The sequence below is a fragment of the Nocardia arizonensis genome (assembly GCF_001310275.1).
GTDB lineage: Bacteria > Actinomycetota > Actinomycetes > Mycobacteriales > Mycobacteriaceae > Nocardia > Nocardia arizonensis.
Window position 1 is genome coordinate 1 of the sequence record NZ_LGYZ01000024.1, and the last position, 25,332, is coordinate 25,332.

General features: G+C 70.7%; 21 protein-coding genes. 7 read left to right on the forward strand and 14 right to left on the reverse strand.

What is annotated here, in order from left to right:
- From APZ21_RS03840 to APZ21_RS03865, 6 genes are all read right to left on the reverse strand, one after another.
- Positions 1 to 333 (reverse strand): 2-oxoglutarate dehydrogenase E1 subunit family protein (locus tag APZ21_RS03840; RefSeq protein ID WP_275426178.1); only part of this gene is annotated, 333 nt, incomplete at its 3' end.
- A gap of 239 nt (positions 334 to 572) precedes the next feature.
- The gene (locus tag APZ21_RS03845; protein WP_063125150.1) at positions 573 to 4,250 is read right to left on the reverse strand and encodes an ABC transporter ATP-binding protein; all 3,678 of its coding nucleotides are present in this window, start codon (positions 4,248 to 4,250) and stop codon (positions 573 to 575) included.
- A 67-nt stretch (positions 4,251 to 4,317) separates the two neighbouring features.
- The gene (locus tag APZ21_RS03850) at positions 4,318 to 5,100 is read right to left on the reverse strand and encodes an ABC transporter permease (protein ID WP_054811819.1); all 783 of its coding nucleotides are present in this window, start codon (positions 5,098 to 5,100) and stop codon (positions 4,318 to 4,320) included.
- A complete protein-coding gene (locus APZ21_RS03855) occupies positions 5,097 to 6,086 on the reverse strand; it encodes an ABC transporter ATP-binding protein (RefSeq protein WP_054811820.1) in 990 nt (329 codons plus the stop codon). Before APZ21_RS03855 ends, APZ21_RS03850 begins: the two co-directional genes overlap by 4 nt.
- Positions 6,083 to 6,811, reverse strand: a complete 729-nt coding sequence (locus APZ21_RS03860; RefSeq protein WP_054811821.1) for a hypothetical protein — start codon at positions 6,809 to 6,811, stop codon at positions 6,083 to 6,085. Before APZ21_RS03860 ends, APZ21_RS03855 begins: the two co-directional genes overlap by 4 nt.
- Positions 6,812 to 6,960: 149 nt before the next feature.
- Positions 6,961 to 7,980, reverse strand: a complete 1,020-nt coding sequence (locus APZ21_RS03865) for a glutathione S-transferase family protein (protein ID WP_054811822.1) — start codon at positions 7,978 to 7,980, stop codon at positions 6,961 to 6,963.
- A gap of 38 nt (positions 7,981 to 8,018) precedes the next feature.
- Here APZ21_RS03865 and APZ21_RS03870 point away from each other — a divergent pair, with 38 nt between their 5' ends.
- Positions 8,019 to 8,813: an enoyl-CoA hydratase/isomerase family protein gene (locus APZ21_RS03870; protein ID WP_054811823.1), complete on the forward strand. Its 795-nt coding sequence runs from the start codon at positions 8,019 to 8,021 to the stop codon at positions 8,811 to 8,813.
- Between the two features lie 104 nt (positions 8,814 to 8,917).
- Positions 8,918 to 10,219, forward strand: coding sequence for a class I adenylate-forming enzyme family protein (locus APZ21_RS03875; protein ID WP_082392811.1), 1,302 nt, complete (start codon positions 8,918 to 8,920; stop codon positions 10,217 to 10,219).
- A gap of 25 nt (positions 10,220 to 10,244) precedes the next feature.
- Here the strand turns inward: APZ21_RS03875 and APZ21_RS03880 are convergent, their stop codons facing one another.
- A complete protein-coding gene (locus APZ21_RS03880) occupies positions 10,245 to 10,991 on the reverse strand; it encodes a tyrosine-protein phosphatase (protein ID WP_054811824.1) in 747 nt (248 codons plus the stop codon).
- Between the two features lie 423 nt (positions 10,992 to 11,414).
- Between APZ21_RS03880 and APZ21_RS03885 the strand changes: the two genes are divergently transcribed.
- A complete protein-coding gene (locus APZ21_RS03885; RefSeq protein ID WP_082392812.1) occupies positions 11,415 to 11,897 on the forward strand; it encodes a TetR family transcriptional regulator in 483 nt (160 codons plus the stop codon).
- 43 nt (positions 11,898 to 11,940) lie between these two features.
- A complete protein-coding gene (locus APZ21_RS03890) occupies positions 11,941 to 13,119 on the forward strand; it encodes an amino acid deaminase/aldolase (protein ID WP_371852341.1) in 1,179 nt (392 codons plus the stop codon).
- Here APZ21_RS03890 and APZ21_RS35400 read toward each other — a convergent pair.
- Both APZ21_RS35400 and APZ21_RS03900 read right to left on the reverse strand, forming a co-directional pair.
- Positions 13,089 to 16,817 (reverse strand): bifunctional RecB family nuclease/DEAD/DEAH box helicase, encoded by a 3,729-nt coding sequence (locus tag APZ21_RS35400; protein WP_239476475.1) that lies wholly within the window; start codon positions 16,815 to 16,817, stop codon positions 13,089 to 13,091. The genes APZ21_RS03890 and APZ21_RS35400 overlap by 31 nt on opposite strands.
- Positions 16,818 to 16,946: 129 nt before the next feature.
- Entirely contained in the window at positions 16,947 to 18,734 is a 1,788-nt protein-coding gene (locus tag APZ21_RS03900; protein ID WP_054811828.1) for a DEAD/DEAH box helicase, read from the reverse strand.
- Positions 18,735 to 18,796: 62 nt separating this feature from the next.
- Here APZ21_RS03900 and APZ21_RS03905 point away from each other — a divergent pair, with 62 nt between their 5' ends.
- Both APZ21_RS03905 and APZ21_RS03910 read left to right on the forward strand, forming a co-directional pair.
- On the forward strand, positions 18,797 to 19,651 hold the full coding sequence (locus tag APZ21_RS03905; protein ID WP_054811829.1) for a carbon-nitrogen hydrolase family protein: 855 nt from the start codon (positions 18,797 to 18,799) through the stop codon (positions 19,649 to 19,651).
- 11 nt (positions 19,652 to 19,662) lie between these two features.
- Positions 19,663 to 20,286, forward strand: coding sequence for a phosphoribosyltransferase (locus tag APZ21_RS03910; RefSeq protein ID WP_054811830.1), 624 nt, complete (start codon positions 19,663 to 19,665; stop codon positions 20,284 to 20,286).
- A gap of 60 nt (positions 20,287 to 20,346) precedes the next feature.
- Here the strand turns inward: APZ21_RS03910 and APZ21_RS03915 are convergent, their stop codons facing one another.
- The 4 genes from APZ21_RS03915 to APZ21_RS03930 are packed head-to-tail and all read right to left on the reverse strand — an operon-like array spanning position 20,347 to position 23,775.
- Positions 20,347 to 21,315: an ESX secretion-associated protein EspG gene (locus APZ21_RS03915; protein WP_054811831.1), complete on the reverse strand. Its 969-nt coding sequence runs from the start codon at positions 21,313 to 21,315 to the stop codon at positions 20,347 to 20,349.
- Positions 21,312 to 22,631, reverse strand: coding sequence for a WXG100 family type VII secretion target (locus tag APZ21_RS03920; protein WP_054811832.1), 1,320 nt, complete (start codon positions 22,629 to 22,631; stop codon positions 21,312 to 21,314). The genes APZ21_RS03915 and APZ21_RS03920 overlap by 4 nt, the downstream gene beginning before the upstream one ends.
- The gene (locus APZ21_RS03925; RefSeq protein ID WP_054811833.1) at positions 22,624 to 22,998 is read right to left on the reverse strand and encodes a type VII secretion target; all 375 of its coding nucleotides are present in this window, start codon (positions 22,996 to 22,998) and stop codon (positions 22,624 to 22,626) included. The genes APZ21_RS03920 and APZ21_RS03925 overlap by 8 nt, the downstream gene beginning before the upstream one ends.
- Positions 22,999 to 23,052: 54 nt before the next feature.
- The gene (locus APZ21_RS03930) at positions 23,053 to 23,775 is read right to left on the reverse strand and encodes an alpha/beta hydrolase (protein ID WP_054811834.1); all 723 of its coding nucleotides are present in this window, start codon (positions 23,773 to 23,775) and stop codon (positions 23,053 to 23,055) included.
- A gap of 100 nt (positions 23,776 to 23,875) precedes the next feature.
- Between APZ21_RS03930 and APZ21_RS03935 the strand changes: the two genes are divergently transcribed.
- Entirely contained in the window at positions 23,876 to 24,799 is a 924-nt protein-coding gene (locus APZ21_RS03935; protein ID WP_054811835.1) for an SMP-30/gluconolactonase/LRE family protein, read from the forward strand.
- Between the two features lie 157 nt (positions 24,800 to 24,956).
- On the opposite strand, the gene APZ21_RS03940 is transcribed toward APZ21_RS03935, so the two are convergent.
- A partial coding sequence (locus tag APZ21_RS03940) for an MmcQ/YjbR family DNA-binding protein (RefSeq protein ID WP_338048704.1) occupies positions 24,957 to 25,332 on the reverse strand: 376 nt, incomplete at its 5' end.

Below are 25,332 nucleotides of genomic sequence, written 5' to 3' on the forward strand. Positions count from 1 at the left end.
GGCGGGCTGGACGGGCTGCGCAGGCGCGGCGGGCTGCGCGGGCGCCGGCTGGGCGGTGCGCGCCGCAGGCCGGGGTGCTTCGGCGGCGGCAGGGGCGGGAGCGGTACGGGTGGTGGCGGGCTTCGGCGCTGGAGCGGTCTTCACCGCCGTCGCGGTGGCGGCGGTCTGCGCCGCGGTGGCGGGCTGGTTGTTTTCGCCGGTCGCTTCGGGGGTGTAGTCGGCCAGAAACTCGTGCCAGCTCGCGTCGACGGATGATGGATCCTGTTTGTACTTCTGATACATCTCGTCGACCAGCCACTGGTTCTGTCCGAACTGGGAAGTTGAGCTGCTCACAGCAGGTGTTCGCCTCATTTCGTTCTTCGCGCTGCGACGTTTGTGACGTGCCCGGCACCGGGGATCAGCGGATGCGCGCCGATGCGCCCTCATTGAGGATAGGCCCAGCAGCAAATCGGCGATGACTTCCACCGCCGGACATACCGGACTCACCCTGTTGCGACTCGTCCGTTGACGAGAATATTCCTTCCGTCCGGCGCGGTGTCGCCCGCACCACATCCGCGTCGGCGGCGCCGCGCTCAGCTCATGATCGGTTCGGCGGCCGACCACAGCCGCGCGTACGCGCCGTCGGCCGCGAGCAGTTCATCGTGGGTGCCGAACTCGATGACCCGGCCGTGGTCGACGACCGCGATCCGGTCGGCGCGCGCCGCCGTTGCGAGCCGGTGCGCGACCACGACCGTGGTGCGTCCCCGTGCCAGCGATCGGCTCGCTACCAGCACCGATGCCTCGGTCTCCTGATCCAGTGTCGCGGTGGCCTCGTCGAGCAGCAACAGGTCGGGATCGACGAGTTCGGCTCGGGCCAGCGCGACCAGCTGACGCTGCCCGGCCGACAGCCCCCGGCCGCGTTCGCCGACCGGCTGGCCCATACCGAGCGGCAGCGCCGCGATCATGTCGGCCGCGCCCACCGCCTGTGCCGCCGCGGCGATGCGTTCCGGGGTCGCCGATGGTTGTCCGAACGCGATGTTGCTCGCCACGTCGCCGGTGAACAGGTGAGCTTCCTGCGGCACGATGCCGAGGCGCGAGCGGTAGTCGGCGAGGCGGTAGTCGCGGATGTCGACGCCGTCGACCCGGATGGCGCCGCTGCCGGGCGCGCGCGGCAGATCGTAGAGGCGGGCAAGCAGTTTGACGATGGTGGACTTGCCCGCCCCGGTCGGGCCGACAAGCGCCACGGTGGAACCGGCGGGAATATCGAGGTCCACCCCCCGCAACGCCGGATCCCGTGCGCCCGCGTAGCGGAAGTCGACGTCCTCGACCGCCACGTCGCCGCGCAGCCGCGCCGCGATGGCGACCGCGTCGGGCGGATCGGCGGCGATGGAGGAGGGCGTGCGCAGCAGTTCACCGATGCGGCGCAGGCCGACGCGGGCCTGCTGATAGCCGTCGAACACCTGGGACAGTTGCATGATCGGCGCGAACAGCAACTCCAGGTACAGCACGAAGGCGATGAGGGTACCCGCCGTCGTGGTCGCCGAGGCCACCTCGCGCGCACCGACGAAGACCACCGCGGCCAGCGCCAGATCGGCCCAGGAGATGACGAAGGCGAAGTACAGCGCGATGGCCCATTGCGCCCGCATGCGCGAATGCCGGTAGCGCACCGAGTATTCGGCGAAACGCCGGGCCGCGACGGGTTCGTTCCGGTTGGCCTGCACCGCGCGCAAGCCGGTGACGTTCTCGGTGAAATGGGCGTTGACCAGCGAGACCCGTTCTCGCGACACCGTGTAGGCGATATCGGAGTAACATCGGAACAGCAGCGTCGCGAGCAGCAGCGGTGGCAGTGCCGCGAGCACGATCGCCGCCAGCGACAGGTCGATGACCAGCAGCGCGACCGCGATACCGACCAGGGTGAGCCCGCCGATCAGCGTGGTGGCCACACCGGTTTGCAGGAACGTCGACAGCGCGTCGACGTCGGTGGTCATGCGCGTCATGATCTTGCCGGACAGTTCGCGTTCGTAGTAGTCCAGGCCGAGCCGTTGCAGATGCGCGTAACTGCGTATTCGCAGACCGAACAGCACCCGCTCGCCGGTGCGCGCGGTCAGCACGGTGGTGGCCACCCCGGCCGCAAGGCCCGCGAGCACCAGCGCGGCGCCGAGTATCGCCGCCCGCCCGAGCACGGCGGCGTCACCGTGCGTGACACCGCGGTCGATGGCGAACCGCACCAGCGGCGGGAAGGCGATGCCGATGAGCGCGTCGCAGGCCAACAGGGCGACCACGCTCAGCACGAGTGCCGCGACCGGGCGCAGCAGCCGGCCGAGTCGGAAATCAGGTTCCGGCTCGCGCAGTTCGCGCTCATCGATCTCCGGTTCCTCGGTGGCAGGCGGCAGGCGGGCGATGGTGCGGCGTAGTTCGGGCGTCTCGCTCAGCGCGCCGGTCGCCCCGGCCCAGTTGCCCGGGCCCGCGGCCGGATCGGGGCCGCGGCCCGCGGTCGCGTATCCGGGGGCGGGCGCGGCGTGGCCACCGGGTGCGGGCAGGCGAATGACCCGGTCGGCCCGCGCCAGAGTGGATTCGCGGTGGGCCAGGATGAGGGTGGTGCGGCTGCCGCGATCGGGCAGGCGGTCGAAGATCGCCGCCTCGGTGACCGCGTCCACCGCCGAGGTGGCGTCGTCGAGGACCAGGATGCGCGGACGCGCGAGCAAGGTACGGGCCAGGGCGATGCGCTGGCGCTGGCCGCCGGACAGGGTCAGACCGCGTTCCCCGACCACCGTGTCGTAGCCGTCGGGCAGCGCGGTGATGAACTCGTCGGCCGCGGCAAGTCCGGCGGCCGCGCGGATCTCGGCGTCGGTGGCCTCGGGTCTGCCGAGGGCGATATTGGCCGCGATGGTGTCGGAGAACAGGAACGGATCGTCGAACACCACGCCGACCGCCGCCCGCAGGTCGTCGGCCGCGACCTCGGCGATATCGACCGAGGCGGGCCCGTCGCCGCCCGACCCGTTGCCATCGGCGCGCCCGGCCCGGCCCGTGGATCGGCCGACCAGCCGAATACTGCCGCCGTCGGGGGCGTAGAAGCGGGGCAGCAGTAGGGCCAGCGTCGACTTGCCTGACCCGGCGGGTCCGATGATCGCGACCGTCTCTCCCGGTCGCACCGTGAGGTCGAGATCGCGCAGAACGGGGCGCCGCGGATCGAAGCCGAAGGTGAGTCCCCGGATATCGATGCCGAGCGGGCCGTCGGGCAGCGGTGCGGGCCGCGGTGGGTCGGTGACGACGGGGGAGGTGTCGATGACCTGGTACACCCGTTCGGCCGCCGCACGGGTCAGCTGGGCCATGATGATCAGCGCCGAGAGCGTGCGCGCCGAGGCGGTCATGGTGGTGACGTAGGCGGCGAAGGCGAGGAAGGTGCCGAGGCCGATCTGGCCGTGCATGGCCAGCAGACCGCCGACCACGATCACCGCGACCATGCCCGCCTGCGGAACGGCCGTCAGCACCGGCGCGAAGCGGGAGTCGATGCGCGCGGCCCGCATGCGTTCGGCGTAGAGATCGCGGCTGTGGCGCTCCAGGATGTCGACCATCCGGGATTCCTGCCCGAAACCCTTCACCACCCTGACCCCGGTCACCGTCTCCTCGACGTGCTGGGCCAGATCGGCGGCGCGCTGCTGCGCCGACCAGGTCGCGGCGTACAGGCGCGGCCGCACCCGGTAGACCACCACCGCGATGGCGGGCACGACGAGCAGGGCGATCAGCGCCAGCGGCGGCGACAGCCACAGCATCACCACGGCGGCCAGCGCGAATTGCAGCAGGGCCAGCCCCGACCACGGAACCATCGCCATCAGGCCTTGCACCAGTTGCAGATCGGTGATGGATCGCGACACCACCTGACCGGTGCGCACCGTGTCCTGACCCACGCCGTCCAGGCGTTGCAGCGCGGCCAGCAGGTCGACGCGCAGCCGGTGCTGCACGTCGAGCGACAGCCGCCCGGCCAGCACCCGGCGTCCGAGCGAGGAAACGAACCGCCCGACCGCGAGCAGGACGAGCAAGGCGGCGATCACGCCGATCACCCCGGTATCGCCGACGCCCGCCGCGTCGACGGCCCGTTTGGTCAGCAGCGGGGCGGCGATCTCGACGACGGCGCCGAGCGCGACGGCCGCGCCGATACCGGCCAGCGTGCCCCGATGGCGCAGCGAGGCCGCCCACAGCCTTCGAATCCACCCCGGCCGTCGCCGCGCGCGCCCGTCCGACACCGTCATCGCCACATCGCCCCCGGTCATACTCACCGACGTTACGACGCGCGGCCGACAGGTCCCTATTCCCGCTGCGTGCGGCCCGGCGGCGGGATCAGAGTTCGCGGGTGCGGAATGTCCACCAGCCCGCACCCGCCACGCCGACCGTCCACAGCAGCAGCACGACCAGCGCCGCGGGTGTCGGGGCGAGGATGTCGCTGTCGACGAAGGAGCCGACGGCGACGGAGCCGACGGTGGCCGATCCGGGCAGCAGCGTCGCGATACCGCCGATATCGAGCGCGCCTGCGACCACCCAGATCAGCGGTTCGATCACCACCAGCCAGGCCACCAGCAGCGCGACCGTGCCGCTCGCCTGCCGCAACAGCAGCGCCAGGCCCGCGCCGATGAGCGACCAGCAGGTCACCGCGATCAGCGCGCAGCCGAGTACGGCGAACAACCGCGGCCCGACCTCGACCTTGTCGCGTCCGACGAGCAATAGACAACCGAAGCCGACCAGGTCGACCCCGAGGCAAGCGGCCATCGCGGATACCGCGGTGACGAGGTATTTCGAGGCGACCACCCGGTCGCGGTCGGGTGCGGACAGGACGGTGAGCGGCATGGACCCGTTGCGGAACTCCGCGCCCGCCGCGAACGCCCCGAATATCCCGGCCGCGACCACGGTGACTGCGATACCCAGGTACAGCCCGACCGAGGCCGCGCCGGTCGCCGGATCGGACTTGGGATCGGCCGGACCGGAGATGAGGGCGGTCACGCCGGTCGCCACGAGTGTCACCGCGAGCAGCGTGCCGACGAGCGTGCGATTCGACCGCAGGGTGCTCACCTTGCGCGCTTCGGCGTGCAGGGCCGGGACGAGATCGGGCGGCAGGAGGGGGGTCACCGTGGGATTCCGTAGGGCGTCGGCTGCCGCGGGGGCGCGGCAGGGGTCGGGTAGGCGGGGGCCGCGAGGGGCCGCGGCGCGGTGTTGCGTGGCGTGGTCAGGGCGCCGAGCACCCGGTCGGGGTGGATCGGGTCGGGCGTCATGGCGTCGAGTCGCACGCCTGCCCGCGCGGCGGCCTCCTGTATCTGCGCCTCGGTGGCCTCGGCGATGGCAAGGCGGCCGTCGGGCCGGATGACGGTATCGGTGTAGCCGCGCGCGGCAAGGGCCGTGGCCAACGCCACCGGAACCGACGCCGAGACCACGATGCGGTCGGGATGGCCGCGGCGCAGTTTGGCGGGGGTGCCCTCGTAGACGGCCGCGCCTTCGCTCAGCACCACCAGGTTGTCCAGTACGGGTACCACCGCGGCCAGCGACCGGCTCGCCAGCAGAATGGTCCCGCCGCGGCGTAGATAGCCGCGCAGCAGATCGTGCAGCCGGGTGCGCTCACCCGGCTCGAGTCCTTCGGTCGGCTCGTCCAGTACCAGCAGCGGTGGTTCGGCGAGCAGCGCCGTCGCCAGGGCGGCCCTGGTGCTCTGCCCGGGACTCAGCGCGCCTGCCCGGGTATCGGCGTGCTCGGTCAGGCCGACGAGGTCGAGCAGGTCCGCGACCCTGCCGTCCGGCACCCGGGCGGCGGCCGCGTAGACGGCCAGGTGATCGCGCACCGAACGCGAGGGGTGCAGTCCGCGCGGGGTCAGCAGAGCGCCGATCGGGGAGCCGCCGCCGATGCGTGCCCGCGCGCCGGGACTGCCCACCGACGCGGTGCCGGTGGTCGGGCGGACCAGTCCGAGCAGCACGCGCAGAACGGTCGACTTGCCCGCGCCCGCGGGACCGACCAGGCCGGTGCACGTCCCCGCCGCGACGCTGAAGCTGACGTTCTCCACCGCCGCGTCGAGTCCGTAGCGTTTGGTCAGTCCGCGAGCGGCGAACGCCGGGCGCGCAGCGCTCATCGCGGTTCGGTGCCGCGCTCCGCGGCCGGGTCGATCGCCTTCAGCGGATCGGCCTCGACGATCAGATGCCGTGCGGCGGGCCAGGTCCGCGGCGGTGGGCCGAATGCCTTGTGCGAGTTGGTGATCGTGGTCTGTCCGAGGGCACGGTTACCGACGCCGCCGATGACGGCGCCGATGCCCATGGGAATCACCTTGCCCGCCATGAGCGCCATGCGCTTGGTCACGAACCGCACCAGGAACCGCTTCATCAGCGAGTCGTTCATACCCGCGAGTCCGGGCACGCGGTTGGCGAGCAGGGTGCCCCAGTTCTTGGCCGAATGGCCGACCGAGCGCTCGACGATATCCATGCCCGCGTCGCCGAGCACCACCGCGATCACCAGGGCCCGGCGCTGCTCCTTGTCCTCGGGAGAGATGCCGTGCACGGCCGCGATGGCGAGCGTGAACAGCGCGGACGCCTCCAGGAAGAACGCGGTCTCGGCGGTGATGGTCGCCAGCGAGGCGATGGTGCCGACGCCGGGCATGGCGGCGGTGGCGCCCGCCGCGGTGCCGCTGCCGGTGACCGCGAGCAGGTACATCCGCTCCATTCGCGCGATCACCTGTGCGGGTGTCTCGTCGGGGTGTGAGCGCCGGACCATGTCGACGTAGCGGTCCACCGCGGGCGCCTGTAGCTTCGAGCCGTTCTCGAGCAGGCCGATCACGGTCTTCTCCAATGCGCCGGTTCTCATCGGCAACACCCCTTAGTCTCAGCTGTCGCTGTGTCGTCTCAGCTGTAGCCGTGTCTCAGCGAACTCTATGGCACCGAACGGCGCTCGGCCCAACACGGCAACGATCCATTACGCGGGATCGGTTCCCACGCGAGGAGGGAATACCCCGATTACGGCGCGACTAGCGCGGGCACCCGTTCACCGGCCCGCGGCGGCGGTGGCGGGGTGCCGTCGCCGAACGGGCGACCGCCCAGCGCCTCGCGGCCGTGCGGTTCGAGCCAGTTCGCCGGATCCGGCCCCTTGGGGACCACCCGGGTCGGGTTTATGTCGGTGTGCACGACGTAGTAATGGGTCTTGATCTGGCCGAAGTCGACGGTGTCGCCGAAGCCGGGGGTCTGGAACAGATCGCGGGCGTATGCCCACAGCACCGGCATCTCGGTGAGTTTGACCCGATTGCATTTGAAGTGGCCGTGATACACCGGGTCGAAGCGCACCAGCGTGGTGAACAGCCGCACATCGGCCTCGGTGATGGTGTCGCCGACCAGGTACCGCTGCTTCGCGAGCCGCTCGGCGAGCCAGTCCAGCCGGGCGAACAGGCGATCGTAGGCCGCGTCGTAGGCGTCCTGCGTGCCCGCGAATCCACAGCGGTACACGCCGTTGTTCACATCGCGGAAGACCGCCAGGTTGACCTCGTCGATGTCGGCCCGCAGCGCTCGCGGATACAGCTGCGGCGCGCCGGGCCGGTGCAAGGCCGTCCACTCGGTGGACAAGTCCAGGGTGATCTGCGCGTAGTCGTTGGTGACCACCTGACCGGTCGGCACGTCGACCACGGCGGGCACGGTGATGCCGCGCGGGTAGTCGGGGAAACGCGCCAGATAGGCGTCGCGCAGGCGGGGGATGCCGAGTACCGGGTCGACGCCGCCGGGATCGAGGTCGAAGGTCCAGCTCAGCCTGTCGTGGGTGGGCCCGCACAGGCCGAGCGACAGCGCGTCCTCGAGGCCGAGCAGCCTGCGTACGATGAGCGAGCGATTGGCCCACGGGCAGGCGCGGGCGGCGATCAACCGATAGCGACCCGCCTCGACCGGATAGCCGTCGCGGCCGTCGGCGGTGATGCGGGTGGAGATGTAGTTCGTGTCGCGCTTGAATTCACCGGCTTCGACGTAGGAACCGGATTCTGATGTCCTCGTCACCCGGACAGTTTCGCAGACGAAGGATCTAGGCTGATCGGATGAGTGAAACGAAGGCCACTCGGCTGGAACGCGAAGTCACCGACGGCGGCGCGGAGGTGGCGATCCTCACCTTCGCCAATCCTCCTCTCAACCTGTTCGACCAGGCGATGTTCGACGCGCTCGTCGCCGATATCGCGGAGTTGTCGGCGCGCCCGCCGCGTGCGGTGCTGGTGCGGGCCGAGGGCAAGCTGGTCTCCGGCGGGGTCGACGTCCACGTCTTCGACGGCCTGTCGGTGGAGCAGGGCGCCGAACTGTGGCGCACGCTGTTCGCCCAGATCATCCATCCGCTCGAGGCGCTGCCGTGTCCGGTGATCTTCGCCGCCCACGCGCTCACCCTCACCGCGGCCTTCGAGATCGCGCTGGCCTGCGACATCATCCTGGCCGCGCCGAAGGCGAAGTTCGGCCTGGTGGAGACGGTGGTGGGGCTGACTCCGTCGATGGGCGGTCCGCAGCGGCTCGCCGAGCGCGCGGGTTCGGGCCGGGCCAGGGAGTTCGTGATGACCGCCGACCTATACGACGCGGCGACCATGGCCGAATGGGGAGTGGTCAACGCCGTGCACGAGGATGTCGACACCGAGGCGCGGGCCTTGGCGCGCCGTCTGGCCGACGGCCCGACGCGGGCGCACGCGGCGACCAAGCAGATTGTCGCGGCGTGGCGGTCCGGCGGCGTGGCGCATGCCGATTCGGTGACCCCGCAGGTTTCCGGCCTGCTGTTCGACACCGAGGATCTGCACGGCGCGGTGCGCAGCTTCCTGGAGGTCGGACCGGGTAAGGCGACCTACAACGGCCGCTGAGCCACATCGCCGGGCGGACCCGGATCGCCGCTATGGCTGCGAAATTGTGATCCGCGTCATATAGTCGCAGGTGCCTGCTGGCTCGAGGCACCCGCGGAGGACGAATGTCGCAGCAGTTCCTGGTCGAATACCCCCTGATCCGTCCACCCGGCTGCGACAACTCGCCGGCGCGCGGGTCCGGCCGCGACAACTCGCCGGCGCGCGGCGCCGGCTGCGACAACTCGCTGGCGCGCGGCGCCGACGGCGTCCTGCGCTACGACGATCTGACCCCGGCGCTCACCGAGTTGCTTGACCTGCGGGTGCACGCCTTCGCCGCGCGCGAGGCGGTGGTGGAGATCGGCGGACCCCGGCTCACCTATCGCCAACTGTGGCATTCCGCCTCGCGCATCGCGGGCGGTCTCCAGGAACACGGCATCGGATACGGCGACCGGGTCGCGGTGCACATGCCCGGCGGCGTGCGCTGGGTACAGGCATTCCTCGGTGCACTGCTCAGCGGCGCGGTACCGGTGCTGGTGCAAGACGGCATGCCCGAGCGGGTCGCCGAACGCGTGATCGCCGACAGCAGTGCGGATTTCGTGCTGGACGGCACGGGCGAGCTGCCGAGCGGCGCGGCCTATATCGATGACGGCGCGGCGCTGAGCGATCTCGCGCTGCTGTGCTACACACGCGGCTCGGCGGACAGTGCCGAGGGGCCCAAGGGGGTCGAACTCACCAACGAGAATCTGCTGTCGGCCATCCGCTCGGTGGTCGGCGTGCTGGATATGTCCGGTGAGGGCCTGCGCAACCTGGTGCTGTTGCCCTTGGCGCACGCCAGCGGCTGCGTCGACCAGTTGCTGCCCACCTTCGCCGTCGGCGGCACCGTCGTGCTCGCCCCCGACGCGGGCTCGCTCGCCGAAGGACTGGCGAGCGAACGGGTGGACATGGTGTCGGGCACCCCGCGCATCTTCGACCGGCTGCTGCCCCGACTCGCCGCGATGGGGACGAAGGGGCCGCGCACCGATGGCGTTTCCCGGGTCAGCAGCGCCGAACACCGCGCCGACCCCGTCGCGGCGGCACAGGGCCGCGCCCGCACCGCCGTGAACCTGCGCGAGGTGTTCCCGGCGGCGCGGCAGTGGTCGGTGTGGGGCGCGACCGAGACCAGCGGTATCGGGCTCGCGCTCGACGAACGGTGCGAAGGGGACTCCGCGGTGCTCGGATTCCCTTTCGGCGGTACGGAATTGGCGCTGTTCGGCCCGCACGCGCAAGCGGGCCGTGGCGAATTGCTGTGTCGGGGACCGAATGTCACGAGGCGCTACTGGAACGATCCGCAGCGCACCGCGGACCGTTTCACCGGCAGTTGGTTCCACACCGGCGATCAGGTCACCATCGACGCCGACGGGCTGGTGCGCCGGGGCGATAGCGGGTGACCGCCGGCGGCGGCCCTCAGCTCGCTCAGGCCAGCAAACGTTCGCGTAGCTGCCCGCGCAATTGCGCGGTGATGCCGATCGCGGTCAGATACGCCTCGAAATCGCCGTGCCGTTCCAGTGCCGAGGCCATCGCGACATTCAGGTATTCCTCCCGGACACCGAGCAGATCGGCGGAGAGTTCGATACCCGCGGGGACTTTCGCCGACATCATTGCGCGCAGCGCGGGCACCGCGTCATTGCTGAGCATGAAATCGGCGAGAATATCGGCTTCGGTCACGCCGACCGCGCGCAATATCGTGGCGACCGCCCAGCCGGTGCGGTCCTTGCCTGCCGCGCAGTGCACCAGTACCGCGCCGTCGCCGTCGATGATGGATTCGGCGATTCCGGTGATCGCGGCGTGCGCCTCGGGCAGTGCCGGAAAGTACCGGTAGACCTCGAGCATGTGGGCCATCGCGAAGGAGGTCTGCGCGTCGTGCGGCGGGGCCTCGCCCATGCGCGAATCGAACGGGGCGACGGTGAGGCGGATGCCGTCGGGCAGGTTGTCGTGGCCGATGTGATCGATCTCGCGCGGGCCGCGCAGGTCGTACACCTCGCGCACGCCGAGGCCGTGCAGAACGGCGTGGCCGTCCTCGTTCAGCCCGCTGAGCTGGGCGGATCGCAGGAGGACGCCGGGCGCGACGCGCGCGCCCTCGGCCGTGCGCAGCCCGGCCGTATCGCGGAAGTTGAAGGTTCCGGGGATGTGGAATTGGTCTACGGGGGGCAGCACAGTCACCGGCCCAGGTTAGCCGTCGCCGGTAATCGGCGGTGTCGTTCGCGGGGCATTCCGCCGACGGTCGCATGACCGTATTGCGAGGTTCGATTGTGGGATCCACCACAGCGGAACCAGTCGGTACCGCATTTGCTCGTACAGTGGTCCGAGGGTGTTCTCGCGCAGAGGGTCGCCGAGACCGCGCCCAGAACGGTGTTTCGCCGGGGCTCGCGAAGGGTTGCGAAGGCATCCCGTTTGGGTAACAAAACAATCTTTCAGTATGAAATTACCCATCGAACCCGTTCTCAAACCTTGATAACCCTCTACCATTAGTGAGCGTTGGACCGGGCAACCCGATGATCTCAATGAGGAGGTCCACCGGGGTGGTCGCAATGTTCAGCGAATCGCGTCGCGGTTCGGGCGCGAGGTTTGCCGAGGGAGTCGTCGTTGAGCGCACGTGGAGAGATAGCAGAGGTTTGGTTGCATCCGACCATCTGTGAGGCCGTCGAGAAGGCGGCGGCTTCGCTCGATTTCAGCGGCGTCCGGGCGCTACGGGTCTTGTTGCACGCCGGGGTCAGCGCGTACTGGCCCGAAGTGAAGGCCGCGCCCGTCGAACAGGTTCGCGCATACGAGGATACGGTGCGCTCGCTGCGTGAGCGCTGGGACGGCAAGCCCGACTGTGTGCCGGATTCGACTGCCTCCGTGGCATTTCGGGAGATGGACGCGGAGATCGCGAACTTCCTCGATCTGTGCGCGCTGCGATCGGGTGCGCAATGGCTCGAGCCGGTGGAGGCCATCGCCGTCTACACCGTGTCGGTACTGCAAGGCGCGATGTTGCGCTGGCTGGCCGACTGCGACGACGAGACCACGCTGGTTGTACTCGACGATCTGGTGAGCGGTTTGGCCACCCGGGCCGCCGACGCTCGGTGACACGCGCCCGTGAAGCTGGACGTTTGACCAAGTCGGTGGTTCACTGGGGCCGGTGACCTCGCCGATCGCCGGACTGCACGCCGCCACCGCGGACCTCGATCCGCCCCTGGCCGCCCTGGACCTGACCACACTGCGTACCAATGCCGCCGACCTGGTGCGCCGCGCCGCGGGCGTGCCGATCCGGGTCGCCTCCAAATCCGTGCGCTGCCGCGCCGTGCTCGAGGAAGTACTCGGCTCCGGGCTCACCGCACAGGGCGGCTTCGCCGGTATCATGGCCTATTCGTTGCCCGAGGCGATCTGGCTGGCCCGTCGGGGCGCGCGCGATGTGCTCATCGGCTACCCGACCGTGGACCGAGCCGCACTCGCCGAACTCGCCGCCGACACCACGCTGCGCGATGCCATCACGCTCATGGTCGACGACGTCGACCAACTCACCATCGTTCGCGACGCCGTCGGCGCACGGGCCCGCCCGCGCGTGTGCCTGGACGTCGACGCCTCGCTGCGGATCGGACCGCTGCACCTTGGCGTGCGGCGATCCTCGGTGCGCACCGCGGAACAGGCGGAAGCGCTCGCCCGCGCGGCCGACGACCGCGGATTCGAGGTCGTCGGCGTGATGACCTACGAAGCGCAGATCGCCGGACTGCCCGACAGCAATATCGCCGTGCGGCTGGTCAAGAAGCTCTCCGCCGCCGAAATCGGCGAACGCCGCACCCGCGTACTGGACGCGGTGCGCTCGGTGGTCGGCGAATTGCGGATCGTCAACAGCGGCGGCAGCGGATCGGTCGAGGTCAGCGTGTCCGATCCGGCGGTCACCGAGGTCACCGCCGGGTCCGGGCTCTACGTGCCGACCCTCTTCGACAACTACCGGTCCTTCACACCCCGTCCGGCGCTATTCTTCGCGACATCGGTACTGCGCAAACCAACGCCGACCATCGCCACCGTCTTCGCGGGCGGCTACATCGCCTCGGGACCGGCGGGCCCGTCCAGGGTGCCGAAGCCGGTGTGGCCCACCGGATTACGCCTTATCGGTACCGAAGGCGCCGGTGAGGTGCAGACCCCGCTCACGGCCGCGGCCGGGCTGCGCGTCGGCGACCGGGTGTGGTTCCGCCACGCCAAGGCCGGTGAACTGTGCGAGCGCTTCGACCGCATCCACCTCGTCGACGCCGACGGTTCCCGCGTCACCGTTCCCACCTATCGCGGCGAGGGCGTCTGCTTCGGCTGAGCACCGGTCAACTCCAGGAAGGCGGCCAATTCGGCCACCCCCTCCGGTGTCGGCGGCAGATATTCGGTGAGCAGCCGTGATCGGATGATCACCGCCTTCCACATGGCCCGGCACACCGCCGCGTGGATCAGATCGCCCGACACCAGCGCCGACACCCCGTAGGGCGCGTCGGCGGGCGTCGAGGTCGCCAGTGACACCAGCACCACCGCCGCCTCCCGGCCGCGGAACCGGTCGGGGGTGCCGACCAGGACATCCTCGATCTTGGCGCGGGCCAGCAGGGTGCGAATCCGGGTGACCTGCGCGCCGTACGGTGCGACCACGAAGATGTCGTGCGGGTGCAGACGACGGGTCAGCGCGCCCGTCGACCAGGTCGCGCCGAGCAGGGCGCGCACCCGGCGCACCACCTCCCGCGCCTCGGCCTCCGATTCGGTGGTGTTGCCTCGATGGTCCACCAGCACGGTCTCGATCCCGGGCGGCACGCCGTCGAGATGACGCGCCGAGGTGACCGTCTCGTTGGCGCGCAGCCGATCGTCGTAGCGCAACCGCGAGATCGGGTCGCAGATGCGCGGATGCATCCGCCAGGTCCGGTCCAGGAAGTAGCCGCGATCGACGGGCAGGGTGCCGCCCGCGTCCACGAGAGCGCCCAGTGCCGAATTCCCGACCGGCTCGGGATGGGCCGCGCGCGCCGCCGTCGCCACCGGATCGCCGATCAGCAGCAGGTTCCGCGCACTCGCCCCGACCGCGATCGACTCCGCCAGCGGGAACCGGCCCGCATCGGCGATGACCAGCAGATCGAGCGCGCCGCGCGGAATCAATGACGCGTCGGCGAAATCCGCCGGCGCGCCGCCGATCACGCAACCGTTGACGGCATTGGCGAGGAAGCGCGGATACCGGTCGCCGTCGATGACCGCCCATTCCGGCGCGACCGCGCCCACATCCTTCTTGGCGACCAATTCCGGCAGCACGCCGATCTCCACGATCGCGTCCAGGATGTTCTCGATGGTCGGATGCGACAGGGCCACCACTCCGATCCGCCACCGGTCCCGGGTCACCAGCCGTTCGATCACCCTGGCCGCGGTTGCGGTCTTCCCGGTACCCGGCGGGCCCTGTACCGCCACGTAGGAATTGTCCAGGTCCCGAATGGCGGCGCAGATGGCCGCCGCGTGATCGCCACGCACCGGGGGCAATGCCGCGGCCGACCGCGAACGCGGCGGGCGAGCGGCGAGAATGTCGAAGATCGCGGCCCGCGGGATATCGGGCAGGGTCACCAGCAATTGCTGTGCCGCGAATTGCATCGCGCTCACGGTGGCGGCGTCGCGGCGCGGTGGGCCGGGCGCGATGGCGATCGGCAGTTCGTCGTACGGTGCGCGGCCCGGCGGCAGCAGTTCCTCCACCCGGACGGTGTCGGCGAAATCGGCGTCGACCGAACAGCCGAGCACGGTCGCGACGGCCGTCGCGCGCCTGCCCGCGGCGTCCGGGCGCTCGTAGAAGGTGAGCACCGACGTTCCCGGCGTCAGCGTGGTCGGGCCGCCGAAGGCGGTATCGATCCGGCCGGTCAGCGTCAGATAGCGCCGCATCGTCGGCCGATCGGGACTGTGATGCCACTTGGTGTCCACGGTGCCGCGGGTCGCGACGAGAACCCCTGCTGCGTCGGGCCATTCGTCCACCGGATGTCCGAGCCGATCCGCATGCGCCCACCACAGCGGCCGCCGCTCCCGCCGGTGATACCCGAGCGCGGCCGCCATGAGCGCCGCCGGATGCGGCGCGGCGTCCTCCGGAGTCCTTGCCTTGGCGGCGAATTCGGCCAGCGCCGCCTCCAGCGAGGACGGCCGCTCGGCAGGCACCGTGATCGTCTCGCACGATTCGGAAGTCGGGGGCGGCACATGGGTTTCGGTCTCGGCCGCTCGCACGAGCAGCCAGTCCCGCAGCCGCAGTACGGTCGAACAGTCGTCGGTCCGGGCGTGATCGCCGATCGGCGCGCCCGCGGATCGTGTGGCGGCGGCGCCGGTGTCCGAGCCGGCCGTCGGGGACGCCGCGTCGCCGAGGTGTTCGGCCGGGTCGCGCGCGTCCGCCGTCGGTGCGGCGGGTCGCGTTGTGCCGGCGAGGAATTGGCGCAGGTCGGGGAGAGTGTAGGAGCGGATGCCGATGACCAGGGCGGCGCGGACTATCGGATAGAGGTCGACGAGTACGCCCTCACAGAGGAGTTCGTCCACGACTTCCTCGCCCGCGCCGTAGCCGCTGGCGCGGCGCAAGAGCGTGTCGCGGACTTCGCGGGTCCAGTAGTACACGCGCATGGTCGGGAACCGGCGTCGCCGGGCGACGATATGGTCGACCAGCGCCGTCACGGCGTCGCGGGCCGCGGGGGAATCGGCGGGGACGTCGAAGCCGCGGTGCGGGGCGTCGGCCGTGCCGACCGCGAGGCGCAGGCGTCCTCGCGGGGTCTCGGCGACGGTCAGGGCGAGATCGCCGGGGCAGGGCGCGGGCAGTGCGGCCAGGGGCGTCGGGTCGATGACGGTGTAGCGGAATGTGCCGGATCGACTACTGCGCAGCTGGATTTCGGCCTGTCGCCGCAACGCGGTCACGGTGCGCGCGGTGAGTCCGGCGACCGTGGATTCGGCGGCGGCCAGACGGTCGATGGTCGTGACACCCGCCTCGTGTAGGCGGGTGCGCACCGGGTCGGCGAGACCGGCGACGAGCAGCAGATCCCGCGCGGTCGTCAGTGCGGCGGTGCAGGTCGGGCAGTGGCCGCAGGCCAGGAAGCGCGGATCACCCCATTGCACCGGTAGCAGCTCGCCGAGCTTGTCCGCCACGATCCGCGCCAGTCGCCGCCTGCGCGCCAGGTGGATCGGGGCCAACCGGCGCAACGGGCGATCGGAGGCATTGTCGCCGACGTGTATTCGAATGCCCTGCGCGACACCGGCGCCCGCCTCGGCGACGGCCTGTGCGCAGGCGGCGAGTTCGAGTTCGGTGGAGATGGGATCGCGCCGTGGCGTCGCCACGCCGTGCACTCGATAGCGGAGCCGGCGCCCCTCGCGTACCAAATCCTCGCAGGAGCAGGCGAATTCACCGTCGAAGAAGCTCGCGCCCCGAATCACCGCCGCGCCCGCCCGCACCGCGGCGACGGTCTCGGCGTGTGCCGCTTCGAAGGCGGCCACCCGACTCGCCGGATCGGCCGCGAACGGATCAGGGCGTCGCACCACGACGACCTCCGCGCTATCCCCGAACGCGGCGCTCGGCGTGTCATCGGTCAGTGCGAGAGTTCCTGCGGCATAGGAGCTTTCGGTCCGGTTGGGGTCGCCGTACCGGTCCGCGATTGGACCGATGGTGCTCGCGAGCCACCCGTGCGATTCAGGCGCGAGCAGGCCGTTCGCGTCGCCGGGGATCGCCTCGTCCGCGCCGCTCTCCGTTCCGTCCGCGCGCCTGCTCTTCGTCGTGATGGGAAGCGAGCCGCCCCCCTCGATCGGGTGGGCGTCACCTGCCGTATTCGTGGACGCCGTCTTGGTGAATGCCGCGTACGCGGACGCCGTGTCCGTGAACGGCGCGTTCAGGGCGAGCGGTCGATCGGTGACGTCCACGGGCGATCCCGGTTCGGCCGCGAGTAAGCCGAGTTCGGTGTCGAGGGCGCGCAGCAGCGCGAATTCACAGTGCGCCGCGCGCACGAGATCAGCGGCGGTGCACACGACACGATCACCGAACACGAACAAACGCGGCCCTCCTGTGTCTTGCGGGACACCCGCACCCGCCGATGCCCTATGGACACCCGCGACGGCGCGACGCGGACGGCAACACCTTAGCCGGCCCGCCTGACCTGGATGAATCCGCCCGGCTCAGGAACGCGGCTTGCGCCGCTCACCGCGCTTGGCCGCGCCGCGATCGGTACGGGGGCCGCGGCTGAACGCGCGATGCTGCGGCGCACCCTGATCGAGCTGCAACTGGATGAGCACACCGCTGATCCTGGTGCGCCGCAACGCTTCCAGGGTCTCGTCGGACAGGTCGGCGGGGAGTTCGACCAGGCTGTGATCCGGCCTGATGCTGATATGCCCGAAATCGCTGCGGCGCAATCCGCCCTCGTTGGCGATGGCGCCGACGATCGCGCCCGGCACCACGCGATGGCGTTTGCCGACGCTGATCCGGTAGGTCGCCAACTCCACGCCGGAGGTGCGGGTGAAGGAGCCGCCGCGCTCGTCGTCGAAGCCGCGGGCGGGCCGCTCGCGCGGTGCGCGCTCCCGCTGTGGGCGTTCGGCGGGTTCCGGTTCGGGCTCCATGAAGAAGTTGTCGCCGTCATAGGACCCGACCGCCAGCGCCGCCGCGATATCGACCAGCGGAATATTGTGCTCGCGCTCGTAGTCCTCGATCAGTTTGCGGAACAGCGCCAGATTCGGGTTGGCCAGATTCTCGGTGATGGTGTCGCCGAATTTGGTGACCCGCTGGGCGTTGACGTCCTCGACGCTCGGCAGTTGCATCTCGGTGAGCGGATGCCTGGTCGCGCGTTCGATCGCCTTGAGCAGATGCCGTTCCCGCGGCGCGACGAACAGCAGCGCCTCACCGCTGCGGCCCGCGCGGCCGGTGCGCCCGATGCGGTGCACATAGGACTCGGTGTCGTGCGGGATGTCGTAGTTGACCACGTGCGAGATGCGGTCCACGTCGAGTCCGCGGGCGGCCACGTCGGTGGCTACCAGAATGTCGAGCGCGCCGGACTTGAGCTGGCCGATGGTGCGTTCGCGCTGGTTCTGCGCGATATCGCCGTTGATGGCCGCCGCGGAGAAGCCGCGGGCGCGCAATTTCTCGGCCAGTTCCTCGGTGCCCTGTTTGGTGCGAACGAAGATGATCATGGCCTCGAAGGACTCGACCTCGAGGATCCGCGTGAGCGCGTCGAGTTTGCGCTGATGGGAAACCTGCACCCAGCGCTGGTTGATATTGATGTTGGTGGTGGTCTTGGTCTTGACCGTGATCTCGACCGGATCGTGCAGATACTGCTTGGAGATCTTGCGGATCGCGGGCGGCATGGTGGCCGAGAACAGCGCCACCTGCTTGTCCTGCGGTGTATCGGCGAGGATGCGTTCGACATCCTCCTGGAAGCCCATCTTCAGCATCTCGTCGGCTTCGTCCAGGACGAGGTACTGCAACTGGGACAGGTCCAGGGTGCCCTTCTCCAGGTGGTCGATGACGCGCCCCGGGGTGCCGACCACCACGTGCGCGCCGCGCCGCAGCCCCGACAACTGCACGCCGTAGCTCTGCCCGCCGTAGATGGGCAGCACGTGCAGGCCGGGAATGTGCGCGGCGTAGCGGCCGAACGCCTCGGCGACCTGGATGGCCAGCTCTCTGGTCGGGGCGAGCACCAACGCGCGGGGTGCCTTCCCACTGACATCGAGACCCATCAGGATGGGGATCGCGAAGGCGGCCGTCTTACCGGTTCCGGTCTGCGCCAGGCCGACCACGTCGGCGCCTGCGAGCAGCGGCGGAATCGTCGCGGCCTGGATCGGCGACGGCGACTCATAGCCGACATCGGCGATGGCCGCCAGGACGCGGTCATCGATTCCGAGATCGGCGAAGGTCGGGCCGTCGGTGTCCCTGTCGTTGTCGCCAGGAACGCTGTCGACCTCATTGGTGCTCATTGACCATCAGTTTAATGCCTTGTAGTAGTAGTTCCGGCCACCGGCCCAATACGGTGAGACGCATGCCACCGAATAACTCGGCCCCGCACGACCGACCGGCCGCCGCCACGGTGGGCGTGGCCGCGATCCAGTTCGCGCCCGGCACCGACCCCGTCGACAATCTCGCCGCGTTGCGCGGGCATGTCGAGACGGCGGCGCGCGCGGGCGCCCGCGTCGTCGTCGCGCCCGAATACTCGATGTTCGCCGTCACCCGGCTCGACGAGCGCGTCGTGGCGGTCGCCGAACCGCTGACCGGCCCGTTCGCCACCGGACTCGCCGCGCTCGCCGCCGACGCCGGGGTATATCTGGTGGCCGGGATGATCGAATCCGGCCCCGCGGGTGCGGCGCGTATCCGCAATACACTGCTGGCCTTCGACCCGGCGGGTGAGCGGATCGCGCTCTATCGCAAGGTCCACCTCTACGACGCGTTCGGGCACCGGGAATCCGATGTGGTCGAGGCGGGGGAGATCGCCGCGCCGGCCGTCTTCACCGTCGACGATGTGATCTTCGGCATGCAGACCTGCTTCGACCTCCGTTTCCCCGAAGGGTTCCGCCGGGCCGCCGCCGGCGGGGCCGAGGTTCTGCTTTTGCCCGCGCAATGGATTCCCGGCCCGGGGAAAGTCGACCAGTGGACGACGCTCGTGCGCGCCCGCGCCATCGAGAACACCGTCTACGTCGTCGCCGCCGATCAGGCCGCTCCGCGCGGCGCGGGCGCGTCGATGATCGTCGACCCGGCGGGCCGTGTTCTCGCCGAACTCGGCGACGAGACCGGCGTCATCACCGCTGAGATGGACCCGGCCCGGCTGGAGGAGGTCCGCGCGAGCAATCCGAGCCTGGCATTGCGCCGATTCGCGATCATCGAACGCGCGGCGGAGTAGCGTTCGGGCCGATGGGTTACGCCGATCGGGACGCCGCCGGTCGAGAGCTGGGGGCGCGATTGGAGCACCTGCGCGCGTCGCGGCCGCTGGTGCTCGGACTGCCGCGCGGCGGTGTGCCGGTGGCCGCCGCGGTGCGCGATGTCATCGGCGGCGATCTCGACATCCTCCTGGTTCGCAAACTCGGTGTGCCGTGGCAGCCCGAACTCGCGATGGGAGCCATCGGCGAGAGCGGCGCACGCGTAGTGAACCCGGACGTGGTCGCGCACGGCGGCGTCAGCGCCGAACAGTTCGACCGGGTCGAATCCGCCGAGCGCGCCGAACTCGAGCGTCGCCGCACCCTCTGGCGCGGCGACACCGCCCCCATTCCGATCGCCGGGCGGGTCGTCGTCATCGTCGACGACGGCATGGCCACCGGCGCCACCGTGGTCGTCGCCTGCCGGGTAGCCCGCGTCCACGAGCCCGAACGCATCGTGGTCGCCGTTCCGGTCTCCTCCTCCGAGGCCTTCCGCCGAGTTTCGGCCGAGGCCGACGAGATCGTCTGCCCCTGGATACCCGAAACCCTCGGCGGCGTGGGCGCCGCCTACCGCGACTTCCACCAACTCGACGACGACGAGGTCACCGACCTCCTCCGCTGATCGCCGCGGTGCGGACTCGACACGCCAACGGCCCGTGCGGCTCGCCGCGCCGGACCCGGATCAGTGGCGTTCGGCGTCGGCTCCGGTGCGGCCTGCGGCGTTGAGCATGGGGCGCAGCTGGGCGGCGAATGCCTCGGCGTCCACCGGGGTCACCTCGACGTCGGTGCCGGTGCGGATGGCGTAGCGGCCGTCGGACATGACGTCGATCCAGCACAGGACCCCGAAGGGGTGGAGGTTGCCGTCGGGGCGGCGGGCGGATACGACGATCTGGCCGATGCCCATGCGTGGATGACCGAGCAGCCGTCGGATGCGGGCGGGCGCGGTCGGACCCGCGACCGGGACGGTGACCAGGTCGCGACTGTCCTCCCGGACGCGAGGGAGCGGGGCGCGGACCGCCGGGTTGGTGCCCATCGGGATTTCGGGAAGTACCGAGATCACCCGGGCGGCCAGGCTTTTCGGGCCGCCGACGTAGAGGCGGATGTCGCCGCCCCTGTCCGGCACGGCGCCGGGCCGCTGGGCGGCTACCACCGCGATATGGCCCGCGCAGGCGCCGAGAACCCGGACCGGGCGGGGTTCGCCGTCGGCGGGTTCGTCCGTGGAGGCCGCGACGGGAAGCGTCGGGCCGGGGGCGAGCGGGCGGCGGGCTACACCTGGGGTCAGGACCGGGCGGGGCGGGGCGCTGGACCCGCCGATACCTGCGACCGGCGGATCATAGCCTGGGTCCGCGCCGAGAACCTGTGTCGGGGAAAAGGATTCGAGAGGCGTCGCGGGGCGGTCGAGTCCGCGGGCGACGGGATGCTGTTCGCCGTAGACCTCGAGTCGGACCGTCGGCCGCGCCAGCACTCGCAGCGCGGCCTCGAGATCGGCGTCGAGGACACGGTCGCACCACTCGACGAGGGCGGGCAGTTGCGCCGCCCGCTCGGCGGTGTCGCGGGCCGACAATCGGACGGCCAACGGATACGGGATACGGTCACCGTCGGTGCGCTCCCAGGCCAAGGCGAACTGGTCGGGAGTCAGCGTCCAGTTCACTCCAGGTCGGTCCACTCTCCGACCACCGGCGGCGTGGTCGGATCGAGCGCTCCGATCAGCTCACCGGGTTCGTCGGCCGGTTCGAGGAAGGTCAACTCGTCGTCGTCGAACCAGTGCGGGTCGTCCTCGTCGTCGTCCTCGTCGCGCGCGGGCCGGTGCGGCGGTGGCGCGCCGATCCCGGACCCGGAGCGCGCGCCGTCGGCGGCGAGCGCCCCGCCCATGAGTCCGCCGAACGCGCCCGCCCCCGCACCGCTGACCGCGTCGCCGCCGCCCGTTTCGCGCCGTTTCTCCTCGCGTTTGCGGTCGTCGGAACCGTTGTCGCCGTGGTGACCGGCGCCCGGCAGCGTCGGTGCGACGGCCGCCGCCGCCGCGGACACGACCGGCGCGCTCGCGGCCGGGGCGAACGCCCGCTCGACCGCGGGGGCCGCGGCAGCGACCGGCGCGGCGGGCGCCTGCGCGGCGGCGGCCGTCGTGGGGGCTTGCGCCGCGGTGACGGAGTCGACGGCCGCCGGGGCCGCGACGGTGGAGACGGTCGCGGGCGCGGCAGCCGCGGGCGCGGCGCTCGCGGCCTGCGGTGCTTGTTGCGCGGATGTCTCGGCCGGCGCGGCCACCGCCGTGACCGTGGGCGTCGACACGGACGAAATGCGCGGGACCGCGGCGGGTTCGGAATCCGCCGGGGAATCCGGCAGTGCGCCGACCGCGGCGGACGAAAGGGACACGGCGGCGGGAGATGTCTCGCCGCCCTGGGTGATATCCGTGAAGGCGGGCACGCCCGCCCCGGAGCGGATGAAGGCGCCGGTGTAGATGCCGTCCATCGCCGCCACCGCGTCCTGGCGCGCGTTCTCCGCGAACTTCTGCGCCGCGCTGTTGGCGGTGGCCTGACCCGGATCGAGCAGGGCCGCATCGAGATCCGGCTGTTGGGACGGCGGTTCGCCGACCGCGGCGCGCAGCGATTCCGCGGCGTCGCTCGCCTGACCGAGCCGCTGCGCGACCGTCGACATCACATCGGCGAGTTGTTGACCGTCGCGCTCGAACGCGCGTACCGCCTCGGCCGCGGAATCGGCCGCGCCGCCGCGCCATCCGTCGGCGATGAGTCCGCGGATGTCGGTGTGCGCCTGGGCGACCGCGTCGGCGAGTCCGTGCGCCGAACCCTGCCAGACCTGTTGGCCTGCCGCGAGCGCCGCGGGATCCAATTGCTGTACTCCGTCGTGGATTCGGCTGTGCGTCAGATTGTCGAAGACCTCGACGTCGGGCGCGTAGTCGGGATCGGTGCGGGTGTGCGGCGCGCGCTGCGCGCCGACCGGCATCTCACGCATGCTCGCCTCCGGTGATCCGACCGACCGCGCCCGCGAACTCCTCGTCGGAACGGGTATAGGCCGCCGCGGCGGCACGGAAGGTCTGGGCGAGCGCCCGCGCCGCGTCGGCGTAGGACCGCATGCGCGTCACCGCGTCCTCGGCCTTGGCCTCGAAGCCGCCGCGCAGCGCCGCGCCGGAGGCGAATCCGCCGAAGCCGGGGACCGAGGTCGCCGAACGCAACGCCTGGATCTGCGCCTCCACCTCGTCGGCGAGTTGTTCGTAGCGCTGGGCGCAGCGTTCGTGGGCCCCGTCGGCGACCAGGACGCCGTCGATCCAGAGCTGCCCCTCCTCGACCGCTCGATTGAGCGCCGTCACATCCGTTCGCACCGCGGTCCCCCTTCCTCGTCGTGGCGGTGATCGGCCGAACACGACCCGGCCGATTCAGCGCTGCCGTGCCAACCCCGCGACGACGCTGCCCAACCAGTCCGCGATGTCGCCCGCGACCCGCGCGTGCACCGGCTCGTGCAGCAGATCGTGTCCGGCGTCGGCGTACTCACGCAAATTTACCGTTTCGTGGCGCGCAGTCCATACCCTCATGGCATCGATCGGGGCGCGCCTGTCTTCTCGACCGTGTACCGCGAGCACCGGCAGCGTCGACGGCAGCGGTGTGCCGAGGGCGCCCGGAACCCCGCCGCCCAGCGCGCGTTCGGGCACGCCGGACAGGACGAGGCCGGAGAGTGCGTCCACGCGCACGCTCGGGGTCGTGGGGCAGTCGGCCTCCACCGCCGACAGATCCGAGGCGGTCGCGACATCCGGCACCGCCGCGCCGAGCATGCCGAGGGCGGTGACCGCGCCGAGTGAGTGACCCATCAGCACCATCGGAGTGTCCGGCAGGTGGGCGCGGGTGAGCTCGAACAGCATGGTCGCGTCGGCCACCAGTTCGGCCAGCGATCCCGGATTGTCCGCATCGCCCTCACTGAGTCCGTGACCAGCGGTGTCGAGCGCCCACATCTCGATATCCATATTGCGAAGGGTCCTGGCGAAACGGTGATAGTGCCCGCTGTGCTGGCCCAATCCGGGCAGCAACACCACCACTGCGATACCGCTGTCGACCGGCCACCGCCGATAATGCATGCGGCCACGCGCGCCGTCGAAGAAGAACATTCGACGATACTGCCAAATCTCGGGCCACTCATGGGACTTCACACGAATGTCATGGAACGGACTAGACTGCGCGGGTCCGCCCGCAGTGAGGAGTCCGGTCATGTCCACTGACCAGCAGCATCGCCGGGTCTTGCGCGTCGCGCCGTCGGTCGCCGCGCTGGTCGCGGCCTGCCTGGCGGTCGTGGCGCCCGCCGCCCGCGCCGAGGCCGCCTGCGCGCCCGCGCTCGCCCAGACCGCGATCGCCCCCGATGTCCCGATCCTGGACTGGTCGGAGAACGTCGGCTACGACGCGCGGGGCGATCTGTGGGTCGCCCGCATCTACCGCAACGAGGTCCAGCGCTACGACCGCACCGGCGCGCTCACCGCCTCGGTGCCGGTGGAATTCCCGGGCGCCGTCCGGCTCGGACCCGACGGTCTGATGTACGTGGTCTACGGCGACACCCCCGTGAGCGCCGTGCGACCCGGCGGTGTGGTCCGCTTCGATCCCGCCGCGCCCGCGCCTGCCCCGGAGGTCTTCGTCGCCGGATTGGCCTCCATGCCCAATGGCGCGGCCTTCGGCGACGACGGCGCGCTCTACGTCGCCGCGGGCAATGCCGGTGTGATCCGTGTCCGCCCCGACGGCACCGTCGACCCCGAATGGTCGGCCCGCGCCGCCGTGCCGGGCGCCAACGGCATCGCCATTCGCGACGGCGTCGTCTACCTGACGGCCAATTCCGCGCCGCTCGGTCGCGTGCTGAGCTTCCCGGTCGACGCGCCGGAACGCCGCACCGTCCTGGCCGATCTGACCTCCCGGGTGCCGGGTGCCCCGGATTTCGCCGACGACCTGATCATCGATTCCGCCGGATACCTGTATGTCACCACGCTGTCCGGCACGCTGGTCCGCGTGGATTCGCGCGGCGGCGCGGTGTGCACGCTGCTCACCGGCGAACCGATGACCTCCGTTGTGGCGGTTCCGCAACGTCCCGGCGAACTGCTCGCGGGCACCGAGGGCGGTGCCGTGCTGCGTATTCGGTTGTCAGCTTGAGCGTTGGACGCTGTCCGCGTGAGCGTTGGACGCTTTCCGCGTGAGCGTTGGACTTGGCCTTCGCCGCCGAGCGGTATCGACGGCGGAGAGGGTTCGACCGGTTCGATCATGAAATGCCCTGGTATGACCGGCATTACGTAGAGGCGCTCGGCGCGGTTCAGCTCTGCGTGGATTCGGCCGGCTGATCCGGGGCGGTCTGCCGCCAGGAGTCGAACAGGATATCGCGCAATTCCGCGATATCCTCGAGCGCGTCCAGCCGTACCCGGACCCAGGCCGAGGACGCCTCGTGCCGAGGCACCCAGAACTTGTCCGGTTCGGCGAGGATCAATTCCTCGCGCTCGAATCGTGGGCAGCGCACCGCGAAAGAGCTCTGGTCGTCGGGCAGGGTGAGGAACATCCTGCCCGCCACGTCGAAGGTGGGGTGGTTCCAGCGCTGCTTCTCCTTGGTCTGCGGGAAGGACAGCGCGATGCGGCGCACGTCGTCGGCGTCGAGCACGGTTGGGGACCTCCGGTCGGTACCCCGGCACTCTATA

Excerpts from the sequence above, each read along its gene's own strand:
- APZ21_RS03845 (WP_063125150.1), bottom strand. The coding sequence starts at position 4,250 with ATGACCGGGGGCGATGTGGCGATGACGGTGTCGGACGGGCGCGCGCGG.
- APZ21_RS03855 (WP_054811820.1), bottom strand. The coding sequence starts at position 6,086 with ATGAGCGCTGCGCGCCCGGCGTTCGCCGCTCGCGGACTGACCAAACGC.
- APZ21_RS03860 (WP_054811821.1), bottom strand. The coding sequence starts at position 6,811 with ATGAGAACCGGCGCATTGGAGAAGACCGTGATCGGCCTGCTCGAGAAC.
- APZ21_RS03870 (WP_054811823.1), top strand. The coding sequence starts at position 8,019 with ATGAGTGAAACGAAGGCCACTCGGCTGGAACGCGAAGTCACCGACGGC.
- APZ21_RS03875 (WP_082392811.1), top strand. The coding sequence starts at position 8,918 with ATGTCGCAGCAGTTCCTGGTCGAATACCCCCTGATCCGTCCACCCGGC.
- APZ21_RS03900 (WP_054811828.1), bottom strand. The coding sequence starts at position 18,734 with ATGAGCACCAATGAGGTCGACAGCGTTCCTGGCGACAACGACAGGGAC.
- APZ21_RS03905 (WP_054811829.1), top strand. The coding sequence starts at position 18,797 with ATGCCACCGAATAACTCGGCCCCGCACGACCGACCGGCCGCCGCCACG.
- APZ21_RS03910 (WP_054811830.1), top strand. The coding sequence starts at position 19,663 with ATGGGTTACGCCGATCGGGACGCCGCCGGTCGAGAGCTGGGGGCGCGA.
- APZ21_RS03920 (WP_054811832.1), bottom strand. The coding sequence starts at position 22,631 with ATGCGTGAGATGCCGGTCGGCGCGCAGCGCGCGCCGCACACCCGCACC.
- APZ21_RS03930 (WP_054811834.1), bottom strand. The coding sequence starts at position 23,775 with ATGTTCTTCTTCGACGGCGCGCGTGGCCGCATGCATTATCGGCGGTGG.
- APZ21_RS03935 (WP_054811835.1), top strand. The coding sequence starts at position 23,876 with ATGTCCACTGACCAGCAGCATCGCCGGGTCTTGCGCGTCGCGCCGTCG.